Here is a 19,256-nt window from a genome sequence, read left to right as displayed (position 1 = left end):
CGCTGCCGGCCCGGACCGCACACGGGGCCTTCGTCCCGGCGCGACGCGCGGACGGCGCCGCAGCCCGCGGCAGCGGTGATCCATGCCGGCCGTCATCGTGCGGCGACCGGTGGGATGCCGAGCACGGCGCAGGCCGCGCGTGCCACGCGGGCCGGTGCGGTGCCCGGGTCGGGGGACGGCAGCAGCATGTGGCTGATGCTCAGGCGCACCAGGAGGTCGGCGGCCTCGTGGTGCCGGTGCTCTTCCAGGTGGGGCAGGACGTCGCCCAGCCACGCGGACACCAGGGTGCGGGCGCTGGTGAGCACGGGGTCGGGGCGGCTGGTGAGGAAGGGCAGCAGGGCGTCGGTTCCGCCGCGGGCGGCGGCCAGCACCGCCTCGATGAACGGGTTGCGTTCGGCTTCGGCCAGGGCGTGGCCGACTCCGGCCTGCAGGGCGAGGCCCACGTGCGTGCGGTTCCGGTCCAGCACGCCGGCCAGGCCGGTGAGGAACAGGTCGGCCTCCCGACGCACCAGGGCGTGGCCTATGCCGGCGCGGTTGCCGAACTCCGCGTAGATGGAGGGGCGGGAGACCTCGGCCCGCACAGCGAGGTCGGCGACCCGTACACGGTCCCAGCCGCTGTCGGAGGCCAGGGCCCACGCTTCGTCGAGGACGCGCTGACGCATGTGCTTGCGCCAGGCGAGACGGGGCGGATCCGGCGGCCGCCCGAATCCCGCCCCCTGCTCGGGGAGGGGCTGTTCCTGACGCCCTGGTCCGCCCGTTTGCGGCACCCGCATGATCACTCCTCGCAAGCTGACCGACCGTCAGAATATTGACACAGCGCCGCCTTTGTCAGCCGATCGGCCGACTGCCAGTCTGAGCCTCCCCCCCATGGCGTGCTTCCGCCTCCCCTGGGCGGGGGAGGCGGAAGCACGCACCCGACCGAGGAGCTGACGCTATGAGCCGCGATGCCGACAACGTGCGCTGGCGCGACCCCAAGCGCCTGTGGTGGCCCTTGGCGCTCGCCGTCCCGACCCTGCCCTGGCAGGCCGGCGTCCTTGTGCACGTCACCGGCGTCGCCGCGTTGTGGTGGTGGGGGCCGTTCTTCGCCTTCGTCCTCGTCCCACTGCTCGATCTGATCACCGGCACCGACGGGGCCAACCCTCCCGAGACGGCGGTCGAGCGCCTCGAGCAGGACCGCTACTACCGGTGGTGCACCTATCTGTATCTGCCGCTGCAGTTCGCGGCCCTCGTCTGGGCCTGCCGGCAGTGGGCCGGAGGCGCTCTCGGCGTGACCGGCTCGTTCGGGCTGGCGGCCACCACCGGCGTGGTCGCCGGGGTGGCGATCAACACCGCCCACGAACTGGGCCACAAGAAGGAGCAGGTGGAGCGAAGGCTCAGCCGTCTGGCCCTGGCCCAGAGCTGCTACGGCCACTTCTACGTCGAGCACAACCACGGCCACCACGTGCGTGTGGCGACACCGGAGGATCCCGCCAGCTCCCGCCGCGGGGAGAGCTTCTGGCTCTTCCTGCCCCGCACCGTCACGGGCAGTGCGCGATCGGCATGGCTTCTGGAGCGGCGCCGGCTCCAACGGCGTGGACGACCCACCTGGAGCCGGCACAACGACGTCCTGACCGCCTGGGCGTTGTCCGTCGCCCTCTTCAGCGCGCTGGGCGCGGTCTTCGGACCCGTGGTCCTGCCCTGGCTGCTGCTGCAGGCGGTCCTCGGCGTGGGCCTGCTGGAGTCGGTGAACTACCTGGAGCACTACGGCCTGCTGCGTCAACGGCGGTCGGACGGCCGTTATGAACGGGTCACCCCCCGGCACAGCTGGAACAGTGACAACACGGTCAGCAACCTGTTCCTCTTCCAGCTCCAGCGGCACTCCGACCACCACGCGAACCCGCTGCGCCGCTACCAGACCCTGCGGCACTTCGACGAAGCGCCGCAGCTTCCCGCCGGCTACGCGGCCATGATCGTCCTCGCCTGGGTCCCACCGCTGTGGCGCAGGGTCATGGACCCGAGGCTGCTCGCTCACTACGGCGGCGACACCGCGTTGACCAACACCAGGACACCCACCGGGCGGCGCCCGGCGCCGTCCACTTCTCCGGCCCGTCGGTAACGGTGTTCGGTTCGCCCACAAGGGTGAACCGAACCCGAGTTTCATGTATGTAGGGGAAGCCGCGGCGTCACGGCAACCGTCGAGGCTCAGGTCTGGCCGCCGCCACCGCCGCCGAAGGAACCGCTGGAACCGGGCGACCAGCGCGGACGCCGCTGGTCCTCGGCGCGCCGGGAGCCGGCGTTGCCGAGCTGGTGGGGGGTGAGCCGCTCGTTGCCGTCCTCGGCGCGGGGCACCTCGTGCGCCTCGCGCATCTCGCTCGTCTCACGGACCGGACCGGTCGGCGGCAGCTTGGGCTGCTCCTCGGGCCGGGGCGGAGCCGATTCGCGCCGGCGCACCGAGACGCCCAGCCGGAAGGCCCACAGCAGCCCGCCGACGAGCGCGACGCCGACCACGAGGACGAGGACGTAGCCGAACACCTGAGTGCCCGAGGCTGCTTCGTACGTGGCAGTGTTCATGGCCTGCGGGTACCCGGGAGTGCGCGCCGGATGCCTGACCGGGGGTGCTTCAGCCGAACGGCGCAGGGGGCGGCGGACCCGACCGTGGGCGTGCGGGGCGTGGCGCGGGCGGGCCCACGGGGTCCCCGGAGTAGCGTCGCCCGTGATGACCGAAACACCGGAGATGTCGGAGATCGCGGAGATCACCGCACGGTACTCCTCCCCCGCTCCCCGGCCCGGCCGGGTCCTGCTGCGCTGGCTGTCGACGACCGATCACAAGGTGATCGGCCGGCTCTACATGGTCACGGCCTTCGGCTTCTTCCTGCTCGCGGGGCTGCTCGCGCTGGGCATGCGCACGGAGCTGGCGCGGCCGGGGCTGCAGGTGCTCAGCGCGCAGGACTACAACGAGTTCGTGACCATCCACGGCACGATCATGATGCTGCTGTTCGCCACCCCCATGTTCGCCGGGTTCACCAACGCGGTCATGCCGCTGCAGATCGGCGCGCCCGACGTGGCCTTCCCCCGGCTCAACGCGCTGTCGTACTGGATGTACCTCTTCGGCGGCCTGATGGTGGTCTCCGGTTTCCTGGTGCCGGGCGGCGCCGCCTCCTTCGGCTGGTTCGCCTACGCACCTCTCAACAGCGCGTACTACTCCCCCGGCGCCGGCGGCGACCTGTGGGTGATGGGGCTGGTCGTCACCGGTGTCTCCACCACGCTCGGCGCGGTCAACTTCATCGCCACCATCATGTGCCTGCGCGCCCCCGGCATGACCATGTTCCGGATGCCGATCTTCACCTGGAACGTGCTGTTCACCTCGATCCTGGTGCTGCCCGCGTTCCCCGTGCTGACCGCCGCCCTGCTCGCCCTGGAGGCCGACCGCAAGTTCGGCGCGCGCGTCTTCGACGCGGCCGACGGGGGCGCGCTGCTGTGGCAGCACCTGTTCTGGTTCTTCGGGCATCCCGAGGTCTACATCGTCGCGCTGCCCTTCTTCGGCATCGTCTCCGAGATCCTGCCGGTGTTCTCCCGCAAGCCCCTGTTCGGCTATCTGCCGCTGATCGGCGCGACCATCGCCATCACCATGCTCTCGGCCGTCGTCTGGGCCCACCACATGTTCGCCACCGGCGCGGTGCTGCTGCCGTTCTTCTCCGTCATGTCGTTCCTGATCGCCGTCCCCACCGGCATCAAGTTCTTCGCCTGGATCGGCACCATGCGGTACGGCTCGCTGTCGTTCGAGACCCCGATGCTGTGGTCCTGCGGTTTCCTGGTGTCGTTCCTCCTCGGCGGCCTCAGCGGGGTGCTGATCGCCTCACCCCCGCTGGACTTCCACCTCACGGACTCCTACTTCATCGTCGCCCACCTGCACTACGTGTTGTTCGGCACGGTGGTGTTCGCCATGTTCGCCGGGTTCTACTTCTGGTGGCCCAAGTTCACCGGCCGGATGCTGGACGAGCGTCTCGGCAAGCTGCACTTCTGGCTGCTCTTCCCGGGCTTCCAGCTCACCTTCCTGGTCCAGCACTGGCTCGGCGAGCAGGGCATGCCCCGCCGCTACGCGGACTACCTCCCCGGCGACGGCTTCACCCTGCTGAACAGCATCTCCACCGCCGGCGCGTTCCTGCTCGCGGTCTCGACCCTGCCGTTCCTCTACAACGTCTGGCGCACATGGGCCAAGGGCGAGCGCGTGGACATCGACGACCCCTGGGGGTGGGGCCGGGCCCTGGAGTGGGCGACGTCCTGCCCGCCGCCCCGGCACAACTTCGTGGCGCTGCCCCGGGTCCGGTCCGAGTCGCCGGCCTTCGACCTGCACCATCCGGAGGTCGTGCGCGAGGCCCAGGAGGAAGGGAAACGATGAAGACCGAGGCGATGCTGTTCGGCGGGGTGGCGGTGTTCTTCGGCGGGGTCGCCGCCCTGTACGGGGTGTGGTCGCGCGAGCCGGCGGGCACGGCCGCGCTGCTGGTGGCGTGCGGCATGGCGGCGCTGGTGTCGTTCTTCTGCCTGGTGCAGTACCGGCGCAAGGGGAGGCGGGCACAGGACCTCGGGGACGCCGAGGTGGCCGACGGCGCCGGGCCGGTGGCGTTCTTCCCGGACGAGAGCCCCTGGCCGGTCGTCACCGCGCTGGGCTTCGCGGTGACGGCGACCGGCGTCGTCTACGGGCTGTGGCTGTTCCTCATCGGCTGCGGCGTTCTGGCCCGCGGGGTCTTCGGGCTGGTGTTCCAGTACGCGCGCCGGTGATCTCCCGGCGCGGCGCTCCGGGCCGGAACGACTCCACGGGTTCGTGGCCGGTCTCGTAGCCGCCGATGACGTTCTGCCGGATGTCGCCGGTCGGCACGCCCTCGGCGAGGCGCTCCCGCTCGGCCGCCGTCAGGGCCCGGCACAGCCACCGGGTCAGCAGGAAGGCGAGGACGGGCGCCGCGACGAGGGCGACGCGGTACACGTAGGTCAGCGCGTTGACGGAGACGCGGAACGTCTGGGCGCTGACGTCGTTGGCGCCCTCCAGCAGCAGCACGGCGTAGAACACGGTGGCCGCGACGCCCAGTCCGGTGCGCACGGGACGCTCGCGCGGCCGGTCGCACAGGTGCCGCTCCTGGCGCCACTCCCCCGTCAGGCGCTGCTCGGCGAACGGGTAGGCGTAGAGCACGGCGAACACCAGCGCGGGCAGGACCACGGCGGGCAGCAGCACGTTCCACATGACGGTGTGGCCCGCGAAGCTCGTCTCCCAGGCCGGCATCAGCCGCAGGGCGCCCTCCAGGAAGCCGACGTACCAGTCGGGCTGGGAGCCGGTGGAGGCCTGGTCGGGGCGAAACGGGCCGTACACCCACACCGGGTTGATCTGGGCGACGGCCGACAGCGCCGCGAGCACGCCGGCGACCGTCAGGGACAGGCCGATGGAGGAGGCGCTGAACTGCGGGACGAGCGGTTTGCCGTGGACGTTGCGGTTGGTGCGGCCGGGGCCGCGCCACTGGGTGTGCTTGAGGCGGAACACGAGGATCAGGTGCACCGAGACGAGGGCGACGAGCGCGCCCGGGATCAGCAGGATGTGCACCGGGTAGAGGCGGGTGATGATGTCGTGGCCGGGCACCTGGCCGCCGAAGGCGAAGAAGGCCAGGTACGTCCCGACCACCGGGATCGAGGTCATGATGCCCTGGGCGATCCGCAGTCCCGTGCCGGACAGCAGGTCGTCGGGGAGCGAGTAGCCGGCGAAGCCCTCCGCGAGGGCCAGCGCGAACAGGGTGACCCCGATGACCCAGTTCAGCTCGCGGGGCCGGCGGAAGGCGCCGGTGAAGAAGATCCGCAGCATGTGCGCGCCGATCGCGGCGATGAACAGGAGCGCGGCCCAGTGGTGCATCTGCCGGATCAGCAGTCCGCCGCGGACGTCGAAGCTGATGCGCAGGGTGGAGTCGAAAGCGGACGACATGAGCACCCCCTGCAGCGGCACGTAGGAGCCCTGGTAGACGACCTCCCGCATCTCCGGCTGGAAGAAGAACGTCAGCCACACCCCGGTCAGGATCAGCACCAGCAGGCTGTAGAGGGCGAGTTCGCCGAGCAGGAAGGACCAGTGCTCGGGGAACGCCTTGCGCAGCAGCGAGCCGCCCTCCAGCACCGGGAGGCGGGCGTCGGCGGCGTCGGTGAGGCGTTCGGCGGCGCGGGCGGCCGCGCGGGGACCACCTCTCACGAGTCCTGCGGTGCGGCCGCCCGCGCCACCTCCGCCTCGACGTCGGCCCGTGGTCTGCCGGTCTCCTTCGCGTACTCGCTCACCGCGGTCTGCACCTCCCGGTCCAGGTCCCGCCAGGCGCGCAGGGCCGTCTCGTAGGTGCCGGACTGGGCGCCCGTCATCTGGCGGCCGGCGGGCGGCCCGTAGGCGTCGCGCAGTTCCGCGACCGTTCGGTGTGCCGCCTCGGCGGCGCGCTGCTTCGCCACCAGTTCCTCGAAGGTGTGTGCCACCCCACCGACCTTAGGCACGGTCGGCGCGCGGCGCCCGTCGACCTGCCGTGCGCCGACCGCACCGGTACCCGAGTGGCGGGTCAGTCCGGTGGTACGAGGTCGGCCCACACCTGCTTGCCGCCGCTGACCGGCACCGTCCCCCAGGCCGCCGACACCGCCTCCACCAGCAGGATGCCCCGGCCGCCTGTGGCCTCCCAGCCGATGCTGGTCGGCTGCACCGGGCTGCGCGGCGAGGTGTCGGCGACGGCGAGCCGCAGCCGGTGGTTGACCAGGCTGAGGTCGAGGCGGACCGGCCCGCCGGTGTGCACGAGCGCGTTGGTGACCAGCTCGGAGACGACCAGGAGGGCGGCGTCGAGGGTGTCCGGGGAGACGCCCCAGGTCCGCAGGGTGCGCCGGGTGAAGCGGCGGGCGTGCCGGACGGCCTCGGGCACCCGCCACACGGTCCAGCTCTCCCGCAGCGGGCGTACGGCCATGCCGTCGTAGCGCATCAGCAGCAGAGCGACGTCGTCGCCGCGGTGGGCGCCGGTGAGCAGGGCGTCGGCGACCAGGCCGAGATGGCCGGGGTCGGCGGCGGCCAGCTCGGCGGCGAGCCGGTCCATGCCCTCGTCGATGTCGGCGCCCGGGGACTCCACCAGGCCGTCGGTGGTGAGGGCCAGGACCGTGCCGGGCTGGAGCCGCAGCGGGGTCATGCGGAACTCGGCCTGGCCGAGCACCCCGAGCGGCGGGCCGCCCTCGGCCTGCACGATCTCGGTGCTGCCGTCCGGGTGCCGCAGCACGGGCTGCAGATGGCCGGCGCGCACGCACAGGGCGGTGCCCTGCTCCATGTCGACGTCGACGTAGGCGCAGGTGGCGAAGAGGTCGGTCTCCATGTCCAGCAGCAGCCGGTTGGCGTGCGCGACGACGACGTCCGGGGAGTGGCCCTCGGCGGCGTAGGCGCGCAGGGCGGTGCGCATCTGCCCCATCAGGGTGGCGGCGCCCGCGTTGTGGCCCTGGACGTCGCCGATGACGAAGGCCACGTGGTTGTCGGCGAGCGGGATCACGTCGTACCAGTCGCCGCCGACCTCCAGGCCGGCGGTGGTGGGCAGGTAGCGGGCGACGGCGACCGCGCCGGGCAGCCGGGGCAGCCGGCGTGGCAGCAGGGTGCGCTGGAGCATGCCGACGAGTTCGTGCTCGGCGTCGAAGGCGTGGGCGCGCAGCAGTGCCTGTCCGGTGAGACCGGCGCAGGCGGTGAGCAGGGCGCGCTCGTCGGGGGCGAACTCGTGCGGCTGGTCCCAGCCGACCAGGCAGGCGCCGGCCATGCGGCCGCCGGCCGGCAGCGGCAGCACGGCGAGGCCGCCGGGGCCGACCTCGGCGAGGGCCGGCTCCAGCGGGCTGCCGGCGGGCCAGATGCGGGCGCGGCCCTGACGCAGCGCGGAGGCCAGGGTGGGCATCGCCCGCACCGGCGCGTCGGGCCACTCGGTGCGCCACTCGGTGCGCCACACCTCGGGCCACGCCTCGGGTTCCGGCGGGTCGAGGACGGTGACGACCAGGCGGTCGTTCTCCAGTTCGGCCAGCGCGATGCGGTCGGCGTTGAGCGGGACGCGCAGGGCGGCGACCACGGCCTTACCGACGTCCTTGACGGTGCCGGCGGTGGCCAGCGCGGCGGCCAGCCGCTGGACCCGGGCCACGTCGGTGACGCCGGAGCGGAGCGTGGAGGCGTCCGCGACGGTGCCGGTGAGACGGGCGGAACGGCCCTCGCCGCCGGGCACCAGCCGGCCGCGCAGCCTGACCCACTTGGGCGGGCCGGAGGGCTGCAGGATGCGGAACTCCAGTTCGCGTTCGCCGATCGACATGTGGTCGGCCTCGACGACGGACATGAGGGAGGGCAGGTCCTCGGGGACGGTGAGGCCGAGCAGCGTCTCCACCCGGCCGTCGAACTCCGGCCGGCCGATGCCGAACAGACCGAGGATCGCGTCGCCGACCTCGATCCGGCCGGTGTCCATGATCACGCTGAACGCGTCGGCGGGCAGCTCGCCCGTGTCGGTCGCGACCGGGGCCGGCGCGGGCAGGGCGACGGCCCGGGCCACCAGTTCCAGGCAGGCGCGGTCGTCGGCGCCGAAGCCGCCGGGCTGCTCGGTGACGGCGAGCAGGCAGCCGCCGGACGGGCCGAGCGGGAGGGCGGCCAGCGAGAAGTCCGGATACGGCGCCCGGCGTGCCTCGGCGCACCCCGCCAGGTCGGCCGGGCCCAGCCAGACGGGGCTCCGGGTGCGGTGGGTCTCGGCCATCGGGGAGCCGCCCGCGGCCGGACAGCCGTCGCGCAGCCCGTACAGGGTGCGGGGCAGACCGGCCGACTCGGTCAGGCGGAGCGTCGCGGGGTCGTCGCCCGGCGCGTACACGCCGGCGAACGAGGCCCCGGCGAAGACCAGCGCCTGTTCCAGGACGCGCCGCAGCCGGTCCGGTGCAGCGGGAACGGCCGCGAGTGCGTCCAAGGCAGATGCGGCACGCTCGCTCCGCGATCCGCGCACCGCGGCACCCTCACTCGCCACGTTCGCCATTACAGCGCGTATGAGCCGACGGCGCAGCCCCTGCGGACGCGCCGTCCCGTGCGCCGCCGCCCGCGTACCGCTCGAAAGCCGCCGAACACATCTTTACTTGTGCGTTCCGCACGGCCTTCTCGTGACAGCGGTGACTGTCCGCGACCGGTCGATTGCTGGAAATCTCTTCCCCGGTCACCCACAGGGAGGGGCTGCAGGCGCATGGACAAGCGGTACGAGGTGTACGCGCTGGCCGACGGGCACTTCTACGACACGCCCGACCGGCTTTCGGCGGACGACGGGCACGAGCCCGCGCCGCTGTTCGAGACGGCGCGTCGCACGGTTCCGGACGGCTGGCACGCGGCACGGAGCGGCGACTGGCTGACGCTGACCCCGCTCGGCGCGGACGGCGCACCGCTGCCCGGGCCGGCCCAGGGCTGGAAGGTGCACTCCTCGGCGACCCGGGCGAACGCGGACCGGATCGCGGCGGCCGTGTGGGACTACTGCGTGCCGCGCCGCATCCCGTTCAAGTTCGTGCCGGGCCCGCACCTGCTGCACCTGCGCAACACCAAGTACGCCGGCCGCGACACCAGCGGCAAGTTCGTCACCGTCTACCCGGACGGGGAGGAGCAGCTGCGGCAGGTGCTGGAGGAGCTCGGCGCGGAGCTGAAGGGCTGCGAGGGGCCGTACATCCTGACCGACCTGCGCTACGGCGAAGGCCCGCTCTACGTCCGCTACGGCGCGTTCGCCCGCCGGTACGTCGTCGACGAGCGCGGCTCGCTGGTCCTGGCGGTGGCCGACGGCGAGGGACGCCTGGTGCCGGACCGGCGGGACCCGTCCTTCCAGGTGCCCGAGTGGGTGGCGCTGCCGGAGTTCCTGCGGCCGCACCTGGAGGCCCGCAACACCACGACCGTGGGCGACCTGCCCTACCGCATCGAGAAGGCGCTGCACTTCTCCAACGGCGGCGGGGTCTACGTGGGCACCGACACCCGCGACGGGCGCAAGGTCGTGCTGAAGGAGGCGCGCCCGCACGCCGGGCTCGCGGCAGACGGGGCGGACGCCGTGGCCCGGCTGGAGCGGGAGAAGGCGGCGCTGGAACGGGCCGCCGGGACCGGCGTGGTGCCCGAGGTGCGGGACTGGTTCACGCTGGGCGACCACCGGTTCCTGGTGATGGACTTCCTCGAGGGCCGCACGCTCAACTCGTACTTCGCCGAGCGGCATCCCCTGCTCACGACCGATCCCGACCCGGAGCGCGTGGCCTCGTACACGCGGTGGGCGCTGCGCGTACACCGGGCGGTGGAACGCGCGGTGGAGGCGGTGCACGAGCGCGGGCTGGTCTTCAACGACCTGCACGTCTTCAACGTCATGGTCGCCTCGGACGAGGAGACCGTGTACCTCATCGACTTCGAGGCGGCCGCGCCGGCCGAGGAGAACGGGCGGCAGGTCGTCGCCCACCCCGGCTTCTTCGCGCCGCCGGACCGCCGCGGCAAGGACGTCGACCGGTACGCGCTGGCCTGTCTGCGGATCGCCCTGTTCCTGCCGGTGACCACGCTGTTCGTAGTGGACCGCGGCAAGGCCGCCCACCTGGCGGACGTGATCGCCGGGCAGTTCCCGGACGTGCCGCGCGCCTTCCTGGACGAGGCGGTCGCCGAGATCACCCGGAACCCGGCCGGCGGGACGGCCCGGACGTCCGCTCCGCTGGTGGACCCGGGCGACTGGCCCTACAGCCGGGACTCGATGGTCAAGGCGATCCTCGCCTCCGCGACGCCGGAGCGCGACGACCGGCTCTTCCCCGGCGACATCGCCCAGTTCTCCGAGGGCGGCGGGCTCGGCCTGGCGCACGGCGCGGCCGGTGTGCTGTACGCGCTGGACGCCGCCGGGGCCGGGCGGTACGAGGAGGGCGAGCGCTGGCTGCTGGACCACACGGCGGTGGTGCCGCCCGGCACTCCGCTGGGCCTCTACGACGGCCTCGCGGGCGTGGCGCTGGTCCTCGACCGGCTCGGCCACCGGCAGCGTGCGCTGGACCTGGTCGACTGCGTCCTGCGGGAGAAGTGGCAGAACCTCTCCTCCGAACTGAACGGCGGACTGGCCGGGGTCGGACTGGTCCTCGGCCACCTGGCGGCCGCGACCGGCGAGCCGGAGCTCGGCGAGCGGGCCGATGAGGCCGCCGACATCCTCGTCCGGCGCCTCACCGAGCCGGTCCCGGACACGCCGCGGCGGCGGGCCGGGCTGCTGCGGGGCGCGACCGGGCCCGCGCTGTTCCTGCTGCGGCGGTACGAGCAGACCGGTGAGACCCGGCTTCTGGTGGCCGCGGCCGAGGCACTGCGCCGCGACCTGGCCGGCTGCGTGCTCCAGAAGGCGCACGGCGGGCTCGAGGTGGACGAGGGCTGGCGGACGCTGCCGTACCTCGGCGACGGGAGCGTGGGGATCGGGATGGTCCTCGACGACTACCTGGCGCACGCGGGCGACGGCGGCGAGCGGTTCTCCTCGCTCGCCCGGACCGCCGACGACGCCCGCGAGACGGCCTTCCTCGCACACGCGGCGGGCGCGGCGGCGGAGTTCGAGCAGGCCAGGACCGGCATCCGCACCGCCGCCACCTCCCGCTTCTACGCGCAGCCCGGACTCTTCCAGGGCCGCGCCGGAATGATCCTGCACCTGGCCCGCGGCCTGACGCCGGACGCCGGCCGGGAGCGGCTCGAGCAGCAGATCGCGGGGCTCGGCTGGTTCGCGATGGCCTACCAGGGCCAGCTCGCCTTCCCCGGGAACCAGATGATGCGGCTCTCCATGGACCTCGCCACCGGAACGGCCGGCTGCCTGCTGGCGCTCGCCTCGGCCCTCGACGCCGAACGCGCCGCGCACCTGCCGTTCCTGCCGCCGCCGGCGGCCCTCACACGCGGCTCCGCACCGACGGAGTCGTGACACAACCCCCGTCCCCAATAGGGAAAGGACACCCATCATGGCACTTCTCGACCTGCAGACCCTGGAGTCCGACGAGCACACCGGCGGCGGCGGCGCCAGCACGCTGAGCCTGCTGTCCTGCGTCTCGGCGGCGAGCGTTGCGCTCTGTCTCTGACCGAGCCGCCGGATAACGGCTCCGGGCGCCCCACTCCCCGTGCGGGGGTGGGCTGCCCGGAGCCTTCCCGTTTCCCGTCCCGTTCGTTGTTCGTGCTCCCGTTCGATCCGAGGCGAGGCCGCAGCCGATGACGCCCCCGACCGACCTCCCCGACCGTCTGCCGCGCGCCGTGCTCCGGCACGTCCGGGCCCGGTGCGCCGCGCTGTGCGCCGTCAGCGCGGCGGCGACGGCCGCCGGACTGCTGCTGCCGGCCGCGCTCGGCCGGGCCCTCGACCTGCTGCTGAACCGTGCGCCGGCCGGCCGCTGGGTGGCCTGCTGCGCGGGTCTGGTGCTGCTGCTCGCCGTGCTGGACGGGTGCGCGGGCGTCCTCACCGGCACGGTGGACGCGCGATCGACCGCGTGGCTGCGCCGCCGGGTCACCGGGCACGTACTGGCCGTCGGCCCGCGCGCGGGCGCCCGGTTCGGCTCCGGTGACCTGGTGGCCCGGCTGGTGGGCAGCGCCGCGCAGGCCGGCACGGCGCCGGGCGCCACGGCGGCGCTGGTCGCCGCGCTCGCCGGGCCGGTGGGCGGGGTGGTGGCGCTGGGCCTCATCGACCCCTGGCTGGCCGCCGTGTTCCTCGCCGGAGCGCCGGTCCTGGCGCTGCTGCTGCGCGCCTTCGCCCGGGACACCTCGGCCTGCGCCGCCGACTACCAGCGGGTGCAGGGCAGGATCGCCGCCGCGCTGACCGAGGCGGTCGGCGGCTCCCGCACGATCCGCGCGGCCGGCGCCGAGGACCGGGAGACGGCCCGGATCCTGCGGCCGCTGCCGGAACTGTCCCGCGCCGGGCACCGCATGTGGCGGGTGCAGGGGCGGGCCGCCGCGCAGGCGGTCACGGTGGCGCCGCTGCTGAACCTCGGCGTGGTCGCGGTGGCCGGGCTGCTGCTCGCCCGGCACCGTCTGTCGGTCGGCGAGGTGCTGGCCGCCTCCCGGTACGCGGCCCTCGCCACCGGCGTCGGCATGCTGCTCGGGCACCTGGCCGCGCTCTCCCGGGCCCGCGCGGCCACCGGACGGCTGGCCGAGGTGCTGGCCGAGCCGGCCCCCGGGTACGGCTCCGGTGAACTGCCGCCCGGCGAGGGACGGCTGGAGCTGCGCGGCGTGACGGCCCGGCGGGGCGGGCGGACCGTGCTGGACGGCGTCGACCTGCTCGTCCCGGCGGGCGCCATGCTCGCGGTGGTCGGTCGTTCCGGCACCGGCAAGTCGCTGCTCGCCGAACTCGCGGGCCGGCTCACCGACCCGGACGCCGGGGAGGTCCGGCTGGACGGGGTCCCGCTGCGCGACCTGCGCCACGACGAGCTGCGCCGCGCGGTGTCGTACGCCTTCGAGCGGCCCGCCCTGCTGGGCACCACCATCGAGGACACGCTCTCCTTCGGGCTCGCCGCCCCCTCCGCCGAGCGCGTCCGGTCGGCCGCGCGCGCGGCCCGCGCCGACGACTTCGTCCGCCGGCTGCCCGCCGGCTACGCCACCCGCTGCGCCGACGCGCCCCGGTCCGGGGGCGAGGCCCAGCGCCTCGGGCTGGCCCGCGCCTTCGCCCACGGCGGCCGGCTGCTCATCCTCGACGACGCCCTCTCCAGCCTCGACACGGTCACGGAGCACCAGATCACCGAGGCCCTGCTGTCCTCCCGTGCGGGCCCGACCCGTCTGCTCATCGCCCACCGCACGGCCACCGCGGCCCGCGCCGACGCGGTCGCCTGGCTGGACGGGGGCCGGGTACGGGCGGTGGGCCCGCACGCCGAGCTGTGGCGGGACCCGGAGTACCGGGCGGTGTTCGGGGAGGAGGACGGGACATGAGCGAGCGGCCCGCGGGCGGGTGCCCGCACCGGGAAGGAGCCCGCTGATGGGCGTACGGCGGCAGGCGCTGCGGTTCCTGCGGGCACGGTGGCGGGTGCTGATGCGGCTCGGCTGCTGGTCGGCCCTGGAGGCGGGGCAGACCTTCGTGCTCGGGTACGCCCTGGCGCGGGCGCTGGACGCCGGGTTCCTGGCCGGGAACACACGGACCGGCCTGCTCTGGCTCGGCGCGGCCGGGCTCGCGGTGGCCGCCGGGGCGTACGGGACCGGACGCGTGTACGGCGCGGTCGCCGCGCTGGTCGAGCCCGCCCGGGACCGGCTGGTCGAGCGGGTGGTGGCGCGCGGGGTGCGGGAGGCGGACGGCGGAGCGCTCTCCGGGCTCACCCAGCAGGTGGAGATCGCCCGGGACACGTCCGCCGGTCTCGTCCTGGTCTCCCGGTCGTTCCTGTTCACCGCGGCCGGGGCGCTGGCCGGCCTGTGCGCGCTGGACCCGCTGCTGCTCGCGGTCGTCGTCCCGCCGCTGCTGGCGGGTGTCGCGCTGTTCGCTGCGACGCTGCGGCCGCTGGCCCGGCGCCAGGAGTCCTTCCTCGCCGCCGACGAGGCGCTCGCCGGGGAGCTGGGGGCGGTGTGCCCGGGGCTGCGGGACGTGGCGGCCGCCGGCGCGGAGGCCCGGATGGCGGCGGAAACCTCGGAGGCGGTCGCCGCCGAGGAGCGGGCCGCCCGCGCCCTGGCCCGCTGGAGCGTGGCCCGGGTGGCGGCGCTGGCGGTGGGCGGCGAACTGCCGGTCGTCCTGCTGCTGGTGACCGCGCCCTGGCTGCTCGGGCACGGCGTCACCGCGGGTGCGCTGGTGGGCGCCCTGGCCTACGTCACCCAGTCCCTGCTCCCCGCCCTCCAGAACCTCGTCCACGGCCTCGGCACCAGCGGCTCCCGCCTCACCGTCGTCCTACGCCGCCTGCTCCCGCCCACACCCCCCGACGTCGAGAACCGGCCACCGGCCGCACGACGGCCCGCCGACGGACCGGACCCACAGCCGGCGTCCGGCCCGGCCGGACGCAGCGCCCGGCGCCCGGCGCCCGGACCCGGCAGGCCGGACCAGCGCCCCGCACCCGACTCCGCCGACCAGCCGGACCATCGCCCCGCGCCCACACCGGGCGACCGCGGCGACCAGCGTCAGGCGTCCGCATCCGGCACGCCGAGCCGGCCGGCACCCACGAAACGGCCCACAGCCGGGGAGGGACGTCCGGACCGGCACCCGCCAACAGAGCCCGCCCCCCACCCAGCGCCCGCCCCGGCCGACCGCAGCGACCGGCTCGACGCCGCGGGCGAAGGGCCGCCTGCACGGGAGGCCACGCACGAACGAGGCCGCCCCGGCGGTCGGCCGCCCCGGCCCCCGGCGCCCCGGCTCGGCGCCTCGGGCGGAGGGCCGGCTCCACGGCGGGAGCCGGGGGGAGCCGTTCACCCGCGTCCGCGTCCCGGGGCTCCCGCCCTCGGTCTCCGGGGTGTCACCTTCGCCTACGGGCCCGCCAGCGAGCCCGTGCTCGACGGGCTCGATCTGAGGCTGCCGGCGGGCGGGCACCTGGCCGTCGTGGGGCCGAGCGGGATCGGGAAGTCGACCCTCACGGGGCTGGTCGCGGGGTTGCTGGTGGCACGCGAGGGGGCGATCCAGGTGTACGGGCACACCGTGCCGAGCCCGGAGGCGGCCGCCGCGCGGGTGCTCATTCCGCAGGAGGCGTACGTCCACGGCGGGACCCTCGCTGAGAACCTGGGCATGTTCCGCCGGGAGCCCGTGCCGGAGGCGGAGCTGACGGCCGCGGCCGAGGCGGTCGGGTGCCTTCCGCTGCTCGAGGCGCTGGGCGGCCCCGCGGCCGGGGTCGATCCGGCCGCGCTGTCCGCGGGCGAGCGCCAGTTGATCGCGCTCACCCGCGCCTACCTCTCCCCGGCGCCGCTCGCCCTGCTCGACGAGGCCACCTGCCATCTCGACGCGGCCGCCGAGGCACGGGCCGAGCGGGCCTTCGCCGCCCGGCCCGGCGGAACGCTGGTGGTCGTCGCGCACCGCATCAGCTCGGCCCTGCGGGCCGGCCGGGTACTGGTGCTGGACGGGCCGCGCACCGCCTGCGGCACCCACGAAGAACTGCTGCGGACCTCGGCGCGCTACCGCGACCTGGTCGGCGGCTGGACGGCGGAGCCCGCCGCGCCGGTGCGGTGACCGGCGGTCACAGCCACCCCTCGCCCTGCGAGATCCGGATCGCGTCGATGCGGTTGCGCGCCCCCGTCTTGCGGGTGATCGCGGCCATGTAGTTGCGCACCGTGCCGTGGGACAGGTGCAGCCGCCCGGCGATCTCCGCGACGGACGCGCCGTCGGCCGCCATCGACAGCACGCTCAACTCCCGGCCGGTCAGCGGCATCTGAGCGGCCTTGAGGAACCCGAAGCCCAGCGACGTGTCGACGAATCGTTCCCCCTCCGCGACCCGCCGGATCGCCCGCACCAGCCGGTCCGGGGAGCCCGCCTTGTCGACGAAGCCGAGCGCCCCCGCCTCGGCCGCCCGCTTCAGGGCCCCGGGCCGGTTCCCGCTCGCCAGCACCACCAGCGCCGGCGGCCGCCCTCCCGTGCCCGGGGGACACAGTTCACCGAGCGGCGGGCTCCCCTGGCCGTCGCCGCACTCGAGGTCCGCCGCGCAGACGTCCGGGCATAAGGAGCGCACCCTCGTCGCGGCGCCCCGCCATGGCGTGTCCTCCACCTGGAGCCCGGGCTCCCGTCTCAGCCACTCGGCCAGAACCGCCCGTACCAGACACGCGTCGTGCACCAGGAGTACCCGTATCACTGCCCCGCCCCTCCAGCGGACCGCCCGGCGGCCGCCTCGCATGCTTTCGAATTCAGGTGTTGAGCGCGTGCCCTATTGTTCGGCGCTGTCACCGATCACGGGCGCGGGAAACCGGCCATCAGGATGCGCGGGGGCGCACGTGCGGCGCCCGTACACCACCCGCGCTTCCGATGCCTGGGCATGGGTCCGGGCGGACGGGGTAATCGAAAGATTTGATCGTCGCGCGCGGGTTCGCGCGCAGGTCAGGACGCCGCCGGGGGGCACGCCGGCGGCGCTCGCCGTGCGCCCGGCGCGCCCACGGGGCAGCCTTGATCCCGGGAGGCGTGCGCGGCCGTACGAGGAGGTGGTCGCCGTGCCCGACGGGCCAGGGGCCGGGCGGACACCGGAGGTGGCCGGCATGACGGCCGGCCGGCCGCTGCTGTCGCTCGCGCTGGCCTCGATGCTGGAGGACGTGCGCGCGCACTCCGGCGCGGTCTACCTGCTGCGCCACTCCGAGCCGGTGCTGGAGATGGCGGTCATGGCGGGCATGCCCCGCGCGTTCGCGGCCCCTTGGGAGCGGGTCGGGCTGCACGCGCCGATCCCGGTGGCGGACGCGGTGCGCGAGCGCCGGCTGGTGTGGGTGAGCGGCGAGGAGGAGATGGCGCGTCGCTACCCGCGTATCTCGGTGGTGCTGCCGTACCCGTTCGCGCTGGCCGCGCTGCCGGTGGCGACGGCCGACACCGTGTTCGGCGCCGTGTTCGTGACCTGGCCCGGGGTGCGGCCGCCGGAGCTGTCCGACCCGGAGCGGGAGCGTCTGACCGCGGGTTGCGAACGGCTCGCGCTGCGGCTGGCCCGGGCCGCCGAGGAGAACCTGACCCTGCTCCCCGAGGCCGATCTGCTGGCGGCGCCGGTGTCGGGGGTGGCGGGCACGCTGGGCACGGTGGAGGCGGCGCGGATGGTGGCCCGGCTGCCCTACGGGCTGGTGTCGCTGGACCTGCACGGCCGGGTCGGCTTCGTCAACGCGGCGGCCGCCGAGCTGCTCGGCCGGCCGGCGGCCGAACTGCTGGGCACCCAGCCGTGGGTGTCGGTGCCGTGGCTGAACGACCCGGTGTACGAGGACCGCTACCGGGCCGCGCTGATCAGCCAGCAGGTGGCGTCGTTCGTGGCGCTGCGCCCGCCGGGCGAATGGCTGTCGTTCCGGCTGTACCCGAGCAGGACCGGGCTGAGCGTCCGGATCACCCGTGCCCGGGCGGTCGCCGAGATCACCCGCGAGACGCCGCAGCCGGGACCGGGGCCGTCCCGGCTGGTGACGATCTCTCAGGTGCTCAGCCTGGCGGGCGCGCTGACCGAGGCGGTCGGGGTGCACGACGTGGTGCAGCTGGTCGCCGACGAGGTGGCCCCGGCGGTCGGCAGCCAGGCGCTGGTGATCCTCGGCTCCCAGGGCGGACGGCTGCACGTGCTGGGACACCGCGGCTACACCGACCCGCACGTGGTGGAGCGGTTCGACGGACTGCCGCTCACCGAGCGCACCCCGGGCACCCATGTCCTGAACAGCGGCGTACCGGGGTTCTTCGAGACCCAGGAGCAGCTGGAGCGGCTGTATCCCAGCCGGCAGCGGACCCCGGACGGCTACGCGGCCTGGGCGTTCCTGCCGCTGATCGCGTCCGGGCGGCCGGTGGGCACCTGTGTGCTCGCGTACGCCGAACCGCGGGCCTTCGCCGCCGACGAGCGGGCGGTGCTGACCAGCCTCGGCGGTCTCATCGCGCAGGCATTGGAGCGCGCCCTGCTGTACGACGCCAAGCACCGGCTGGCGCAGGGGCTCCAGGAGTCCCTGCTGCCGCACTCGCTGGCGAGGCTGCCCGGGATCGAGGCGGCCGCCCGGTATCTGCCGGCCACTCAGGGCATGGAGATCGGCGGCGACTTCTACGACCTGGTGTCGAGCGGCCCGCTGGCGGCGGCGGTGATCGGGGACGTACAGGGCCACAACGTCACGGCGGCGGCGCTGATGGGGCAGATCCGCACCGGGGTCCGCGCCTACACCACGGTGGGGCAGCCGCCCGAGGAGGTGATGAGCAGCACCAACCGGCTGCTCATCGATCTGGGGTCCGAGCTGTTCGCGAGCTGTCTGTACCTGCGCCTGGACCCGGCCCGGGGCCGGGCCGTGATGGCTCGCGCCGGGCATCCGCCGCCCCTGCTCAGGCGCCCGGACGGCCGGGTGCGGGTGCTGGACCTGGCGGGCGGCCCGCTGCTGGGCATCGACGCCTCCGCCACGTACCCGACCACCGAGGTGTCCCTGACGCCCGGCTCGGTGCTCGCCCTGTACACGGACGGGCTGGTGGAGTCGCCCGGCGTGGACATCGAGGACTCCCTGGTCGACCTGGGCGCGCTGCTCGGCGAGGTGGGCGGCCGGCCGCTGGAGGAGCTGGCCGACGAGCTGCTGCGGCACAGCGCGGCCGCGCAGGAACGGATGGACGACGTCGCGGTGCTGCTGCTCAGGGCCCACGACGGCGGCTGAGCCGCGGTGCCGCGACGGCGGCGAGTCCCAGGCCCCGCGACGGCGGCGAGTCCCAGGCACC

General features: G+C 74.6%; 14 protein-coding genes. 8 read left to right on the top strand and 6 right to left on the bottom strand.

The window, feature by feature from the left end; genetic code table 11:
- Positions 1–92: 92 nt before the first annotated feature.
- Positions 93–662, bottom strand: a complete 570-nt coding sequence (locus tag ACFYU0_RS17240; RefSeq protein WP_389301815.1) for a TetR family transcriptional regulator — start codon at positions 660–662, stop codon at positions 93–95.
- A 272-nt stretch (positions 663–934) separates the two neighbouring features.
- Between ACFYU0_RS17240 and ACFYU0_RS17235 the strand changes: the two genes are divergently transcribed.
- Positions 935–2,095, top strand: coding sequence for an alkane 1-monooxygenase (locus ACFYU0_RS17235; protein WP_389301812.1), 1,161 nt, complete (start codon positions 935–937; stop codon positions 2,093–2,095).
- 86 nt (positions 2,096–2,181) lie between these two features.
- Here ACFYU0_RS17235 and ACFYU0_RS17230 read toward each other — a convergent pair whose 3' ends face one another.
- A complete protein-coding gene (locus ACFYU0_RS17230; protein WP_389301810.1) occupies positions 2,182–2,550 on the bottom strand; it encodes a DUF6479 family protein in 369 nt (122 codons plus the stop codon).
- Positions 2,551–2,713: 163 nt separating this feature from the next.
- On the opposite strand from ACFYU0_RS17230, the gene ctaD reads away from it, so the two are divergent.
- Positions 2,714–4,378, top strand: a complete 1,665-nt coding sequence (ctaD, locus tag ACFYU0_RS17225; RefSeq protein WP_389301946.1) for a cytochrome c oxidase subunit I — start codon at positions 2,714–2,716, stop codon at positions 4,376–4,378.
- A complete protein-coding gene (locus ACFYU0_RS17220) occupies positions 4,375–4,758 on the top strand; it encodes a cytochrome c oxidase subunit 4 (protein WP_389301808.1) in 384 nt (127 codons plus the stop codon). The genes ctaD and ACFYU0_RS17220 overlap by 4 nt, the downstream gene beginning before the upstream one ends.
- On the opposite strand, the gene ACFYU0_RS17215 is transcribed toward ACFYU0_RS17220, so the two are convergent.
- From ACFYU0_RS17215 to ACFYU0_RS17205, 3 genes are all read right to left on the bottom strand, one after another.
- A complete protein-coding gene (locus ACFYU0_RS17215) occupies positions 4,694–6,199 on the bottom strand; it encodes a cytochrome bc complex cytochrome b subunit (RefSeq protein ID WP_389301807.1) in 1,506 nt (501 codons plus the stop codon). The genes ACFYU0_RS17220 and ACFYU0_RS17215 overlap by 65 nt on opposite strands.
- Positions 6,196–6,468, bottom strand: coding sequence for a hypothetical protein (locus ACFYU0_RS17210; RefSeq protein WP_389301805.1), 273 nt, complete (start codon positions 6,466–6,468; stop codon positions 6,196–6,198). The genes ACFYU0_RS17215 and ACFYU0_RS17210 overlap by 4 nt, the downstream gene beginning before the upstream one ends.
- An 80-nt stretch (positions 6,469–6,548) precedes the next feature.
- On the bottom strand, positions 6,549–9,002 hold the full coding sequence (locus tag ACFYU0_RS17205; protein ID WP_389301804.1) for a SpoIIE family protein phosphatase: 2,454 nt from the start codon (positions 9,000–9,002) through the stop codon (positions 6,549–6,551).
- 201 nt (positions 9,003–9,203) lie between these two features.
- Between ACFYU0_RS17205 and lanKC the strand changes: the two genes are divergently transcribed.
- The 4 genes from lanKC (at position 9,204) to ACFYU0_RS17185 (ending at position 16,085) form a co-directional block, all read left to right on the top strand.
- Positions 9,204–11,900, top strand: coding sequence for a class III lanthionine synthetase LanKC (gene lanKC, locus ACFYU0_RS17200; protein ID WP_389301802.1), 2,697 nt, complete (start codon positions 9,204–9,206; stop codon positions 11,898–11,900).
- A gap of 37 nt (positions 11,901–11,937) precedes the next feature.
- Positions 11,938–12,054: a SapB/AmfS family lanthipeptide gene (locus ACFYU0_RS17195; protein WP_351672594.1), complete on the top strand. Its 117-nt coding sequence runs from the start codon at positions 11,938–11,940 to the stop codon at positions 12,052–12,054.
- Positions 12,055–12,181: 127 nt separating this feature from the next.
- On the top strand, positions 12,182–13,882 hold the full coding sequence (locus ACFYU0_RS17190) for an ATP-binding cassette domain-containing protein (protein ID WP_389301800.1): 1,701 nt from the start codon (positions 12,182–12,184) through the stop codon (positions 13,880–13,882).
- Between the two features lie 46 nt (positions 13,883–13,928).
- A complete protein-coding gene (locus tag ACFYU0_RS17185; protein ID WP_389301798.1) occupies positions 13,929–16,085 on the top strand; it encodes an ATP-binding cassette domain-containing protein in 2,157 nt (718 codons plus the stop codon).
- A 7-nt stretch (positions 16,086–16,092) separates the two neighbouring features.
- Here the strand turns inward: ACFYU0_RS17185 and ACFYU0_RS17180 are convergent, their stop codons facing one another.
- On the bottom strand, positions 16,093–16,701 hold the full coding sequence (locus tag ACFYU0_RS17180) for a response regulator transcription factor (RefSeq protein WP_351672589.1): 609 nt from the start codon (positions 16,699–16,701) through the stop codon (positions 16,093–16,095).
- Between the two features lie 397 nt (positions 16,702–17,098).
- Between ACFYU0_RS17180 and ACFYU0_RS17175 the strand changes: the two genes are divergently transcribed.
- A complete protein-coding gene (locus ACFYU0_RS17175; protein ID WP_389301943.1) occupies positions 17,099–19,195 on the top strand; it encodes a SpoIIE family protein phosphatase in 2,097 nt (698 codons plus the stop codon).
- Positions 19,196–19,256: the final 61 nt, after the last annotated feature.

The sequence above is a fragment of the Streptomyces sp. NPDC003720 genome, from assembly GCF_042875075.1.
Taxonomy (GTDB): domain Bacteria; phylum Actinomycetota; class Actinomycetes; order Streptomycetales; family Streptomycetaceae; genus Streptomyces.
The sequence above is the reverse complement of the archived record's forward strand: the minus strand, read 5'-3'. Positions and strand labels throughout refer to the sequence as shown.

Coding starts and splice junctions, on each gene's coding strand:
- ACFYU0_RS17240 (WP_389301815.1), bottom strand. CDS start 662: ATGCGTCAGCGCGTCCTCGACGAAGCGTGGGCCCTGGCCTCCGACAGC.
- ACFYU0_RS17235 (WP_389301812.1), top strand. CDS start 935: ATGAGCCGCGATGCCGACAACGTGCGCTGGCGCGACCCCAAGCGCCTG.
- ACFYU0_RS17230 (WP_389301810.1), bottom strand. CDS start 2,550: ATGAACACTGCCACGTACGAAGCAGCCTCGGGCACTCAGGTGTTCGGC.
- ctaD (WP_389301946.1), top strand. CDS start 2,714: ATGTCGGAGATCGCGGAGATCACCGCACGGTACTCCTCCCCCGCTCCC.
- ACFYU0_RS17220 (WP_389301808.1), top strand. CDS start 4,375: ATGAAGACCGAGGCGATGCTGTTCGGCGGGGTGGCGGTGTTCTTCGGC.
- ACFYU0_RS17205 (WP_389301804.1), bottom strand. CDS start 9,002: ATGGCGAACGTGGCGAGTGAGGGTGCCGCGGTGCGCGGATCGCGGAGC.
- lanKC (WP_389301802.1), top strand. CDS start 9,204: ATGGACAAGCGGTACGAGGTGTACGCGCTGGCCGACGGGCACTTCTAC.
- ACFYU0_RS17195 (WP_351672594.1), top strand. CDS start 11,938: ATGGCACTTCTCGACCTGCAGACCCTGGAGTCCGACGAGCACACCGGC.
- ACFYU0_RS17190 (WP_389301800.1), top strand. CDS start 12,182: ATGACGCCCCCGACCGACCTCCCCGACCGTCTGCCGCGCGCCGTGCTC.
- ACFYU0_RS17185 (WP_389301798.1), top strand. CDS start 13,929: ATGGGCGTACGGCGGCAGGCGCTGCGGTTCCTGCGGGCACGGTGGCGG.
- ACFYU0_RS17175 (WP_389301943.1), top strand. CDS start 17,099: ATGACGGCCGGCCGGCCGCTGCTGTCGCTCGCGCTGGCCTCGATGCTG.